This window comes from Methylophaga sp. F7, assembly GCF_056863975.1.
In genome coordinates this window covers 1,603,765-1,616,342 of the sequence record NZ_CM166511.1, presented here as the reverse complement: position 1 = coordinate 1,616,342, position 12,578 = coordinate 1,603,765, and the positions used below count along the sequence as shown (strand labels likewise).

Annotated in this window: 13 protein-coding genes; 7 read left to right on the top strand and 6 right to left on the bottom strand. The window is 43.7% G+C overall.

Annotation, left to right across the window (positions count from 1 at the left end; genetic code table 11):
• Positions 1-45 precede the first annotated feature (45 nt).
• From ccoN to AC08OG_RS08255, 3 genes are all read left to right on the top strand, one after another.
• The gene (gene ccoN / locus AC08OG_RS08265) at positions 46-1,464 is read left to right on the top strand and encodes a cytochrome-c oxidase, cbb3-type subunit I (protein ID WP_482929269.1); all 1,419 of its coding nucleotides are present in this window, start codon (positions 46-48) and stop codon (positions 1,462-1,464) included.
• 937 nt (positions 1,465-2,401) lie between these two features.
• Entirely contained in the window at positions 2,402-2,788 is a 387-nt protein-coding gene (locus AC08OG_RS08260) for a 4a-hydroxytetrahydrobiopterin dehydratase (protein ID WP_292356789.1), read from the top strand.
• Between the two features lie 14 nt (positions 2,789-2,802).
• Positions 2,803-3,174: a DUF2237 family protein gene (locus AC08OG_RS08255; protein ID WP_292357105.1), complete on the top strand. Its 372-nt coding sequence runs from the start codon at positions 2,803-2,805 to the stop codon at positions 3,172-3,174.
• Positions 3,175-3,206: 32 nt separating this feature from the next.
• Here AC08OG_RS08255 and yoaA read toward each other — a convergent pair whose 3' ends face one another.
• The 3 genes from yoaA to fae form a co-directional block, all read right to left on the bottom strand.
• Positions 3,207-5,129, bottom strand: coding sequence for a DNA repair helicase YoaA (gene yoaA / locus AC08OG_RS08250; RefSeq protein ID WP_292356790.1), 1,923 nt, complete (start codon positions 5,127-5,129; stop codon positions 3,207-3,209).
• Between the two features lie 39 nt (positions 5,130-5,168).
• A complete protein-coding gene (locus AC08OG_RS08245; protein ID WP_292356792.1) occupies positions 5,169-5,669 on the bottom strand; it encodes a hypothetical protein in 501 nt (166 codons plus the stop codon).
• Positions 5,670-5,814: 145 nt separating this feature from the next.
• A complete protein-coding gene (fae, locus tag AC08OG_RS08240) occupies positions 5,815-6,366 on the bottom strand; it encodes a formaldehyde-activating enzyme (protein WP_226074375.1) in 552 nt (183 codons plus the stop codon).
• 140 nt (positions 6,367-6,506) lie between these two features.
• Between fae and AC08OG_RS08235 the strand changes: the two genes are divergently transcribed.
• Together AC08OG_RS08235 and AC08OG_RS08230 are read left to right on the top strand one after the other, a co-directional pair.
• Complete coding sequence (locus AC08OG_RS08235; protein ID WP_292356795.1) at positions 6,507-6,902, top strand: group II truncated hemoglobin; 396 nt, start codon at positions 6,507-6,509, stop codon at positions 6,900-6,902.
• 2 nt (positions 6,903-6,904) lie between these two features.
• Positions 6,905-7,594, top strand: a complete 690-nt coding sequence (locus tag AC08OG_RS08230) for a competence/damage-inducible protein A (RefSeq protein WP_482929268.1) — start codon at positions 6,905-6,907, stop codon at positions 7,592-7,594.
• Positions 7,595-7,634: 40 nt separating this feature from the next.
• Here the strand turns inward: AC08OG_RS08230 and AC08OG_RS08225 are convergent, their stop codons facing one another.
• Entirely contained in the window at positions 7,635-8,549 is a 915-nt protein-coding gene (locus AC08OG_RS08225; RefSeq protein ID WP_292356798.1) for an AEC family transporter, read from the bottom strand.
• Positions 8,550-8,764: 215 nt separating this feature from the next.
• Here AC08OG_RS08225 and AC08OG_RS08220 point away from each other — a divergent pair, with 215 nt between their 5' ends.
• Both AC08OG_RS08220 and AC08OG_RS08215 read left to right on the top strand, forming a co-directional pair.
• Positions 8,765-10,666 (top strand): bifunctional diguanylate cyclase/phosphodiesterase, encoded by a 1,902-nt coding sequence (locus AC08OG_RS08220; RefSeq protein WP_292356800.1) that lies wholly within the window; start codon positions 8,765-8,767, stop codon positions 10,664-10,666.
• Between the two features lie 3 nt (positions 10,667-10,669).
• Entirely contained in the window at positions 10,670-11,338 is a 669-nt protein-coding gene (locus AC08OG_RS08215; protein WP_292356802.1) for a transglutaminase-like cysteine peptidase, read from the top strand.
• 15 nt (positions 11,339-11,353) lie between these two features.
• Here the strand turns inward: AC08OG_RS08215 and AC08OG_RS08210 are convergent, their stop codons facing one another.
• Entirely contained in the window at positions 11,354-12,013 is a 660-nt protein-coding gene (locus AC08OG_RS08210; RefSeq protein WP_482929267.1) for a TolC family protein, read from the bottom strand.
• A complete protein-coding gene (locus tag AC08OG_RS08205; protein WP_482929266.1) occupies positions 11,916-12,572 on the bottom strand; it encodes a TolC family protein in 657 nt (218 codons plus the stop codon). The genes AC08OG_RS08210 and AC08OG_RS08205 overlap by 98 nt, the downstream gene beginning before the upstream one ends.
• Positions 12,573-12,578 lie beyond the last annotated feature (6 nt).

The following is a 12,578-nucleotide window of genomic DNA, read 5'->3' as shown; positions in this document are numbered from 1 at the left end:
CACAGCAAGTCCACCTTTTATCACATTGAAATAATGAGTAATTTTATGCAGACAGAAAACTACAACTACACCATTGTGAAATGGTTTTCGGTAATGGCATGTATCTATTTTGTTATCGGTACAGCTATTGGTGTATGGATTGCTTCAGAGCTGGCATGGCCGGTTTTGAATTTTGATAATCCTTATTTAAGTTTCGGTCGTCTGAGACCTGTTCACACTAATACCGTCATATTTGGCTTTGCCGGCTGTACGCTGATGGCAACGTCATTTTATGTAGTACAGCGAACTACCGGTGCTCGTTTATGGAGCGATAAGCTTGCTTGGTTTACTTTTTGGGGTTGGAACCTGGTATTGCTCGGTGCCTTTATCACCTTACCGTTAGGCTTAACCCAATCCAAAGAATACGCCGAGCTTGAATGGCCAATAGATATCCTGATTACCGTGGTGTGGCTGGCCTATACATTCAATTTTTTGATGACAATCTCCAAGCGAAAACAGCCGCATATCTATGTTGCCAATTGGTTTTATGTAGCGATGATGATCATGATTACCTATCTTCATGTCATCAACAGCCTAGCCATTCCTGTTGAATTATGGAAATCCTATTCCATTTTTTCAGGTGTACAAGACGCCATGATTCAATGGTGGTGGGGGCATAATGCGATCGGCTTTTTCCTGACCGCTGGTTTCCTGGCAATCATGTACTACTTTGTTCCCAAACAAGCGAACAGACCTATCTATTCATACAGGCTTTCGGTTATCCATTTCTGGGCATTAACCTTTGGTTACGTCTGGTTGGGTGCCCATCATTTGCAATATTCAGCTTTGCCAGACTGGACGGGCTCACTCGGTTCAGCGATTTCACTGGCGATGATCATTCCATCATGGGGTGGGGCACTGAACGGCATGCTGACACTTAGTGGTGCATGGGACAAACTCAGAACAGATTACATTTTGCGGTTTTTAATTGTTTCGCTGGCCTTTTATGCCATGTCGACATTTGAAGGTCCGGTCATGTCATCCAAAACTGTAAATGCCTTATCACATTACACCGACTGGACGATTGGTCATGTCCATGCGGGCGCTTTGGGTTGGGTTGCCATGGTTTCCATTGGTGCTATATATCACATGGTTGAAAAACTATGGAATACCAAAATGTACTCCACAACATTAGTAAACCTACATTTCTGGATGGCAACAATTGGAACCGCTGTGTACATAACCGCGATGTGGGTGTCAGGAATCATGCAGGGTTTGATGTGGAGAGCATATGACGACTATGGAAATCTGTCGTATACATTTGTTGAATCAGTCGCCCAAATGCACCCTTATTATGCGATGCGTGCCGTAGGTGGCGTCATCTTTTTCTTGGGCGCTTGCGTGATGTTATTCAATGTTATCCAGACAATCTACCACGCCAAAAAAGCGCTAGTTGAAACTGATGCACAAACCATTACCCCATAAATAAGGAAGGTAAAATGATCGAAATAGTGAAAACCTTTTTTACGATGAATATGGAAACCATGACGGCAAACGATTGGTTTGGAACCGTCGTCACCATCCTGTCTTTTATACTGATGTGCTGTGCTTATTTTTGGGTTTTCCATCCCACGAATAAACATACAATAGAAGGGCATAGACACCATTTACTGACACATGATAAAGATGAACCGATTTAAGTTTAGATTGATTAGCCTAATTTGATGGCAAAACAGTCGGTACCAAATCATCAGTTTTCTGACTAAAATTGGTGTGTAGGATACTTCATGATGCAGGCTTACTGGCGTATTGCTGATATGGTCCGAACAAGGTTATTAGTTAGATTGATCATGTAAATAGAAATGCACTGTCGAATGTTAGATATATATTTCTGACAGACAGTATTAAAACAAATCCTCAAAAAATCATACTTCGAAACAGTGCCAAATAAACAAGTAAGAACAGCTGAGTATATTGATCAACGAATTTACTGATTATTCAGAATTTAAAATCTTGTGGGGTTTGTATCGTAAAACCGCTCAGATTTTAAATTCTGAACCATCTTAGAAAACCAATCATTTTTGTCATAACACTTATTATCTGAAGTTAACTCGAAACGGGTTTTTGAGGGTGGCTTATCTCTAATTCTTGCTTTTTCATAAGTTCGTATAATGTATATTATGTTAAATTTAATATCGATTAACAAGTTCAATAACGAATGTGAGTACTTAGCAACTTAATTTCGGTAACCCTATCCGTTTTGGCTTACCTCGTACATTTTCAGACCAAAAAGCGATGTTTCTATGTTGGTCCTAACCTAAATTAAGCACCATCCAAACAATTCTGTAGTGAGTGTGAAACTTAATATTGCTTTACACTGACTCTCTTATTAGTTGGTTTATAAAATAATGAGGAAATTAATATGAGCTGGAGAGAAACTGAAAACGAGAAAACCTATTCCGATGCTGAAGTCGAACAACGGCTCAAGGCTGAGTTACCTAACTGGTATCTCGAGAATGGCTGGATCCGCCGTAAATATAAAACCAGCGGTTGGAAATCCACTTTAATGGTCGTTAATACAGTCGGACACTTGGCAGAAGCCGCCTTCCACCACCCTGACCTCACTGTTTCCTATGCTTTCGTTATCGTTAAGCTCACCAATCATGCTGCCAAAGGCATTACTGATAAAGATTTTGAGCTAGCGAGAAAAATCGAAGAAGTCGTTATGTGGCAGCCAGGCCTGATTGAAGGTGGTGCTCTTGTTGGTACGCCCGATGATGCCCGTTTTAAATATATTAAATACGATTAATTATGGAACTGGAAATCAACCCTGCATTAAATGTTCTTGGTGAACCGTTACAAAGTTGCAGTCATGATCCGCTCACTGGCTTTTTTCGCGATGGATGTTGTAATACCAATGATCAGGATTTTGGCTCACATACGGTTTGTGTTGAAGTAACTCAGGCGTTTCTTGAGTTTTCAAGGTTTCGTGGCAATGATTTAAGCACCCCTGTTTCGGATTTTGATTTTCCCGGGTTAAAGCCAGGTAATCGGTGGTGTCTGTGTGCTCAGCGCTGGCTGGAGGCAGAACAACATGATGTAGCGCCCAAAGTCGTGCTTGCCAGTACTCATCAGCGGGCAACAGAGATTGTTCCATTAGCCTTATTAAAGAAATATGCGTTAGATTTGATGTGAGATTTACACTTTTAGTGATTGATTTAACATGACTAAATGGCAGCTTTAACTTGTCGTTGTACAAAGAAATCTTCGACCTGATTGATATCCTGTGTGATCGGCATGGCGGGCAAACTCCGCATAAACACTTTGCCGTATGGTTTATTTAACAGCCGTGGATCACACAGGATCAACACCCCATGATCCTGTTCATCACGAATTAATCGACCTATTCCCTGCTTTAACTGAATGACTGCAGAAGGGATCTGAATACTTCGAAACGGATTACCGCCCCGCTCCCGCAGGTTATTGATGCGTGCTTCCAATACCGGATCGCCAGGTGAGGCAAATGGAATTTTATCGATTAATACACAAGATAAAGCTTCACCGCGAACATCTACACCTTCCCAGAAACTGTTGGTGCCGAGTAATACGGCATTACCATGCTGTCGAAACTCCTCCAATAAAGTGGCTTTCGCTCCACTCCCCTGCACCATCAATGGATAATCCAGATCGGCCAGTAATTCTGCTACTTCATGCATTGCCCGATAACTGGTAAACAATAAGAAGATGCGACCCTGACTGTGCAAAATAACTTCTTTAGCAATATCAGCAACATATTGATTGTATTGCCGATTTGATGGTTCAACTGGAATATTGGGTAAATACAAAAGACTTTGTTTTGCGTAGTCAAACGGGCTTTCCCAACTGGCATATTCAGCGTTTTCTATGCCCAGATGCTGACAGAAGTGATTAAACTTGCCGGCAACGGTTAAGGTTGCTGAGGTGAAAACCCATGCTGCCGGTTTTTCTTCCAGCCATTGTTGAAAATGCTGACTAATTTCAAACGGGGTGGCATGTAAAACAAATCCGGTTGGTCGATTATCTAGCCACAGCACCAGGTTATCGTCATTTTGCTCAGAGAATAACTGAATAATATTGACTAACTCTTTAGCTCGAACATGGCATTGGGATAGGCCTGGGCTCTGTACCGCCAGTGGTTCAAGCTCTGATTCAAACACTTCAAGATAATCCACTAACTCATTGAAGTTATTTTTAATTTCGTCATTGAATAATTGCGTTAACCAGGGTGTACGTTGTTCGACATTGCCAATATGCAGTCGTAATGATTGTAGTTTGGCTTGCAGTTTTTCTGCATGTAATCCCAGAGTCTTGCTGTCGGCTGCGTGTTCCTGAACTTCCTGCACGGTATCACGACATAATTCAACGATTTGATTACTGCTGATTCGATTACCAAGAAACTGGCCTGCAATCGCTGGGAGCTGATGTGCTTCATCGATTATAAAAGCATCGGCGGTGGGTAATACTTCACCCTGCCCTGCAGATTTCAAAGCAAAATCCGACATAAGCAAGTGATGATTAATCACCACAATATCAGCTTCCTGTGCCCGTCGACGGGCTTCCACAATAAAACACTGCTGATATTCAGGACATTGCTGTCCCAGACAGTTATCTACAGTTGAGGTTACTCTGGGCCATAGGTGTGATTGGTTTTCCAGCAAATCTGATTCACTTAAATCGCCATTTTTGGAGCTTTGTGACCAATCACGTAATGACCTTAATGTGTCACTTTGTGAAAGTAATAACGGATCCTGCTCGGCAAGAGTCAGTCGATGATGACATAGATAATTACCACGGCCTTTGAGGATAGCCGCCTGAAACGGTACGGCCAACGCTTTACGCAATGTGGGTAAGTCACGTCTAAATAATTGATCCTGAAGATTTTTGGTGCCGGTGGAAATAAAGACTTTTTGACCCGATAAAATGGCCGGTGCCAGATAAGCGAAGGTTTTACCGGTTCCAGTTCCGGCTTCAGCGACTAAAACTGTAGCAGAGGCCAGAGTATCGGCAATACGCTGAGCCATTTCCTGTTGTGCCTGACGCGGATGATATCCCTTGATTTGCCTGGCCAGAATGCCGCCATCAGCAAAAATCTGTTGTAAATCATCCTGCATAACAACGTCCGTACGACTCCATTAACCAGCCTAGGTAAATCACGTAGCCTGATTATCCCAAATTTCAGGTTCTGCACCATTTTCAGCCGTCCAGATCCGTTCACCGATAATTTTGAATTGGGCGATAGACATGGCGCCGCGTTTTTTACGATTACTCTCACGATCATTCAGTGCTTCCTGAATAACCTGCTTGGAAGCATAAAATATTTCTACCGGCTGATATTCATCATCAAACAATACCAGTAACACCCCATCCCATTCCTGGGCGGGGTTCAATTGACCAATTCGTGGGGTGGATTTACTGGTATCAAAAATGGCGCGACCTTTAATCACCAATTTTTGATCGGCTAATGCGCCACTTTTACCTACGGCGTCATAACTGGAATTTAAATTATCCAGTAACTGCAGATCCAAAGATTTTGCGGCATCAAAACGGGCAATTTCCCCAGTAACTGGCAAAGTGCTGCCAGTTGCCTGACGATAACGTGCGGCCAGTTGTCGCGTTTCATGCATTAATGTATCGATGGAATATAAATCCATTTGTCTCTCTGACCGCCTTTATTCACATTCAAGCATTATACATGGCAAAAAAACGGTCTGCCTGCTTTCGCAGACAAACCGTAAATTTTGTCGAGGCTGTGAATAACCTACATACCTACGACCGTCATTTTTGCAAAAAATTCAATTAAGATTTTTTCGCATCCAGTTCTTTCTGATAATACTTATGAACCAGCTTATCCTGATTTTCCAACAGGTAATCGATGCTTGGTTCATGATTCATCGCTTTCTCGATAGCACGCGTTGTAGCACGACGATGTACATCAAATAACGCTTCATGATCCAGGTTTTCAACCGTGGTGATGCCAGGGTTTAACCAGACAGAAACGATGATGCCTAAATCATTGGCTTTTTCTTTAGGGATAGTACCGTTACGAACAGCATCCAAAACACCATTGGCAATTGCACCTTGAACCGTACCCATCAGAATATTGGTGTAGGCGGTATTTTTAACAGTCACTTTACTGACCATAATTGTTGCAGGACGAACCTGAACATCGGTATTCATCAGCGCTAATACGCGCGAGTGACCTTTAACCTGATCACCCATTAAATTGGCAAATGCGGTTCCTACTGGTCCATCCAGTTCGCCGATAACGACTTCTGGTTCCGCGGCAGTTAATGGTGGACCATCAGCGATCAGTGCTTCACCTGTTCGCATCACAATTCTTTCACTCATAAGCTATAGCTCCTTTAATTAGTGAGAGGGTTAGATAGAACAGTTCATTATCCGTGTCTGAACCTGATGTCGCAACCTTATAACCCTTTATGAGTACATAGATGCAGAGTAAACTGCACTGATTTGAGCATGGATTCAGCATGGCCGATATTGCAACACCTTATGAACGCATTGGCGGTGAACCTGCCGTTCGCAAACTTTGTCATACCTTCTACAAAATTATGTGTGAGACGCCGCAAACCGAAGTAATCCGTGGCTTACATCCGCAAAACATTCAAATCAGTGAAGATAAACTCTTTATGTTTTTGAGCGGATGGCTCGGCGGCCCCTCACTCTATATAGAAAAATATGGACACCCACGATTAAGAGCCAGACATCTTCCCTTTTCAATCGGTATTGAAGAGCGCGATCAATGGTTGTATTGCATGGCTCAAGCCCTGAAAACCATGGATCTGGATCCATTATTTGCTGAACAGTTAATGAGTTCTTTTGCCCAGACCGCAGATTTTATGCGTAATCGACAGGAAACGGAGTAAACATGCATATTGGCGCGGTCATAATTGGCGATGAAATTCTCAGCGGTAAACGTCAGGACAAGCATTTCAATCAATTGCAAATCATGCTGGCCAAACGCGGTCTTGAACTAAGCTGGACCTTGATTGTTGGGGATGATCCACAACAACTTGAACGAGCTTTGCGTTACAGCATGAGCAGTGACGATCTGGTGTTCAGTTTCGGTGGCATCGGCGCAACACCCGATGACAGAACGCGCCAGACTGTTGCGAAAATTGCCGATGTGCCATTAATCCCTCACCCCGAAGCAACTGCTGAAATCGAAGCGCGGTTTGGCGAGGATGCTTACCCCAATCGTATATTGATGGGCTACCTTCCAGAAGGCTCGAGAATAATCCCCAATACAATCAATCGTATACCAGGTTTTTCTTATGCAAACCATCACTTCACTCCGGGCTTTCCAGAGATGGCCTGGCCGATGGTCGAATGGGTTCTGGATAACCTGTATGCGCATTTAAAAAACCAGCGCCCAGCAACAGAGCAGACTATTTTTGTTCAACGTGGACGTGAGTCGGATTTGTTACCGGTAATGAATCAGATTGTTAACGATTATCCACTTCTGAAATTATCCAGTCTGCCTCATCTGGGTGATCCCCCCATATCGAATTCAGTCTGCGCGGCGATTTGGATCAGGTTGAACAAGCCATGCAATTGATTAAACAGGCGGTGGATCAAGCGGGTTTTGTCTGGTCCGATCAGTTAATCCAGTAAAACCACAGCGGTAAACTCGCCATGCAGAGCACGGTCGTTAATGTTACCGCTGCCGCGTAAAGCGATGTATCCAAGCCGTAGCGTTCACAGATCACAATACCAAAGACCATCGTCGGCATGGCAGCCGATAAAATCACCGTGGTCATAATATCGGTCGGCAAATTCAGAACCTGAGTCACCAGCCAAACACCCGCTGGCGCCATAAATAAGGTAATTGCTGCAACCGGTAATAATAGTGGTAACAGGTTCAATCGCAGACTCTGCCAGCGAATGCTCATGCCCAGTGCTATCAACATTAATGGCACCACGCCACCTGATAGCGTTTGCAACGCAGAGTGAATAAAATCAGGACGTTCCACATTGAGCAGATTTAATAGCACTGCGATGGTCACTGCCCATAATGGTGGTATTTTTATCAGGCTTTTTAATGGATGTGAGGACTGATCGTGGCTGCCATAATATCCCGCCATTAACATGCCCACCGTCATCAGTATGGGGGTACAAGCAAATAAATCGTATTGCAAAATAATGGCATTTGACCAGCTGCCAAGCACTTGATCCAATACTGGCAAGCCAAGATAGGTGACGTTGGGAAAAGTTGCCGCCAGGATCAACGCACCTTTTTGAGCATTGGTGACCGGTATCACTTTTAATACCAGCCATATAGACAAGGCTGCTGTCGCCAGACCACTCATTGCCAACAACGATATCTTCATTGAAGTGATATCAAGCGGCGCTTGCCAGATCACATCAATCACCATGGCTGGCAACAGAATATAAAAAACCAGATCGGTCAGAGCCCGGCGATGTGCCAGCGCCGGAATATGCCTGGGAGCCAAGGCCTGCCAAAGCGCACCACAGGCAATTAACACGGCCATTTGCGCCAAAACCATAAACATCGGAAGACTACCTTGAATAGAGGACGGTTGATCGTATCAACCGGTCACTGAAAACAAAAGCCAAAAGTGTATTGTTTTGCCCAATAACACTGGATTTAGCTTGCCTGACGGCAGTTGCACAGGTAATGTTAGCCCGATTACTGGATGATGTTGTAAAACAGCTGTCTCATGCTGACTCCAGCCTGATGATACCTTTAATAATGAGGTTGTTTCTTATGTCTTTATCAAAACAATTACTTATCTTGCTAACACTGATTTTTCTGATTGTGTTCTCAGTAAATTTTGTCATGAGCATGGACAATATCCGTAGTTATCTGCAGGGCGAATCGGAAGTGCATGTACAGGACACGGCAACCTCACTCGGTTTATCACTCAGTCCCCATATGGCTGATGAAACTGATCCGATTTTGCGAACCATGATGAACGCCATTTTTGATACCGGTTATTACAAGGAAATGCGTTTATTGGATGTGGATGGCAATGAATTAATTCGGCTGACCAATCCCGATGAAGTTCATGGTGTACCCAGCTGGCTTCCCCGGTTTTTTCCCATCGAAACTGCCACCGCTGTCAGTGAAATAAGTACCGGCTGGAATATTGCTGGCACCCTGCAAGTCACCAGTAATCCCGGTTATGGTTACCTCAAGCTATACGAACAATTTAAATCCACACTCAAATTTTCATCGTTCATTCTGTTAGGTGCGATTTTGCTGTTGTTGGTGGTACTGAGAATGACCTTACGTCCGTTAAAAGCCATAACAGAACAGGCAAACGATATTTCTGCTGGGAAATTTACCGTTATTGAAAATTTACCCTGGACCAGAGAAGTACGGTCAGTCGCCAAATCCATGAACAGTATGTCAACCAAAATTGGCAAAACCATTCATCACCTGAATTTGCGACTTGATAAGCTCAATGACAATTTGAATCGTGATCCACTTACAAATTTATTAAATCAGCAAACGTTCAAAGTCGATATAAAACAGGCACTCTCCATTGGCGAATTCGGCCATGTTATCTACATCAAATTCGATGACTTGAGTGCAGTGGTGAAAAATCAGGGTAAAAATGCAGTAGATGCACTGCTGAAGGATTTTGCCAGCCAGTTGCAACAACTACCATTTGCCAATCTGCGCAGTTATCGCTGGTACGGATCAGAATTTGCTGTTTTGACAACCGATAGCAATATTCAAGACATAACCCGGATTGCCGAACAGATTCAGGTTCTGGCCAACGAACTGGGGCAACAATATGAGCATAGCGACTTACTACATATGGGGATTGTTTCTTATGAACGTAGCAGTGAAGTTGAGCGACTCATGCCAGCATTGATTGAGGCCTATGAGCAAGCACGTTTGATTGAAGCCAATGCCTTTTACATCAAGGAAAACACCTTAAGTTCAATGTCTGAAATGAGCTGGAAAGCTACTATTGAACAGGTAATTAATACAGATTCGGCAATGATTACCTTTACCAACCAGGCTTACAATTACAGTGACACCGCAAAACCCCATCTGGTAATGCGTGAAGCCTTTACCGAAGTTCGTGATGCAAATGGTGATTTACTGCCTATTGGTACCTTCTTTTCAATGGCTGAAGCTTTTGATCTGGTTGAAACACTGGATAAACACATTGTGCAAAAGGTGTTGGACTTGATGGGCGAAGAATCCAATCCGGCTCCTGTGACAATCAACCTGTCTCTGGCATCAATTGCTTCAGCAGACTTCCGCCAATGGCTTGGCAAAGCAGTCATTCAATCAGGCTTATCCCCTGCCCTGTTAGCGTTTAGTGTGACCGCTTATGCTGCGGCCAAAGATCTGGATACATTCACCAATTTCAGCATCTTTGTCAGACAGTTAGGAGCTCACAGTCTATTAAAACGTTATAGCAGCGATGTGATTCCGGTGAATCTGCTGAAAGATCTGCATATTGATTACATTCGACTGGCACGCGATCTGACCACAGATATCCGTAGTAATACCAATAAACCGGACTTGCTCGATATCATTCAGGAAATTGCCCGCTTACTGGAAGTAAGAGTATTGGCAGAAAGTGCAAAAGACGAACAAGACTTTCTCTGGTTACAACAGGCTGGCTTGTTCGGGATCAGTCGTTAATCAATGTTGCTTCGGCTAAAACCTATTGTATTGACCTTACTGCTGGTTTGGTGGCTGCCGTTTTCTGTTCCATTGCTGGCAGAATTACTGATTTCAGAAGCGTTATTGCAACGCATTGAAAATGAATACGATAGTGAGGCCAGACAACGCGTTGAAGCCTGGCAAATATTGATGCAGGAAAATCAGGATTTATCAGAGCGGGAAAAACTCGCGGTAGTAAACGATTTTTTTAACAGTAATGTCCTGTTTGTCGATGATATTTTTTTATGGAATAAAGAAGATTACTGGGCTACGCCGATTGAAATGCTGTCACTGGGAGCTGGCGATTGCGAAGACTACTCCATTGCTAAATATTTCACCCTGAAACAGCTTGGCGTTGATGAAGATAAACTGCGTATCACTTATGTTAAAGCCATTGATCTGAATCAGGCACATATGGTTTTAACTTATTTTGAAAATAAACGCGCCATTCCCCTGGTGCTGGATAACCTGATTAATGAGATACAACCGGCCAGTCGTCGTCAGGATCTGACACCTGTTTACAGTTTTAATGGCACGGGGTTATGGCTGGCCAAATCCCGTGGCGAAGGACAACGGGTGGGTGATGCCTCGCGCTTATCATTGTGGGAAGATTTAGCTGCCAGAATGCGAGCCGAAACAGTTGCGGATTGAAGACAACGTTTGTCGCTACAGTGTCCGGCCAGCAATCTGATTAATCTGTGCAATCTGTTGTTGAATTTCGATTTCCAGTTGCAAAAGTTGGTGGCGATGTTTGTCGGCTATTTCCTGACTACGTAAAAAGCTTGTTAAATCCACCCCACCCATATCAAAACTACGTTGTTGCATATCAACATATTGCTGACTGACTGCATATTGTTCTTTCAATAGCATCTGTCTCTGTTGCAACGTTTTAAGCGTATCCATCGCGGCAAGCAAGTCAGCTTCAAGCTGACGTTTCTGTTGCTGCTGGGCAATCTGTAAATCGGCTAACTGCCGGCTGGCTTGTGCAATAGCCGGTTGCTGATATTGTTCATCGTTCAGGGCAAAGCTAACACCCACGCCTATGCTGTTGTTATAGGGATCGGCATGTTCATCCCGTTCACGTTTAACGCCTACAGACAGACTGGGATGTTGAACATTGTCATAACGGGCGTTGGCGATTTCACTGCGTTGTCGGGCAATTTGTTGCTCCAGCTCAGCTAATAATGGATGGGCTTTATCTATTTCAGTCGACAACGGTAAATTTTCTTCAATCACATCCGGTAAGACCTGCTGCCCGGTCAGGTATTGGTATTGATTTAAGCTTTGTTGCAAATCCATCTTTGCCGAAGCCAATTGGGACTGCATTTCCAGATGATGACTTTTTGCCAGCAAAGCTTCTGAACTGGCTAAATCCCCCCTCTACCCGATTTTCAACATTGTTAAGCAAGTTCCGGGCATTGTCCCGTAATGTTTCGGCATGGCGAACTTTGGCTGCAGAAAGCATCACTAGCCAAACATGACGTCTTACCTGTGCCGAGGCATCAAGGCGAATTCGTTGTTGATAGTAAGGCAGCTCTGCGGCCAAATGACGTGACAGATTCTGCTGATGACGTTTTTCACCGGGTAGCCAAATCGGCATTTCTACTGAAGATTCCCATTCCTGCAGACCCTCACCACTACCGATTACATCATTGAAATGATTCACCGATAAACTTAAAGGCTCAGCAAATAACTTTCCAGCAAGATCTGAACGGCTTTTTGCCAGCGCATCCATGCTGGATTCAGCTTGTCTGGCAGGGTGCTGGCTGTAAACGTAATCCGTCAGTGTTTTCAGCGTGATAGGATCCGTTTCTTCAGCATTAACGGAATAACTGACTAAAATTGAGCTCAGTCCGAATAATAAACACAGCATACGCAGTTTCATGTTCTA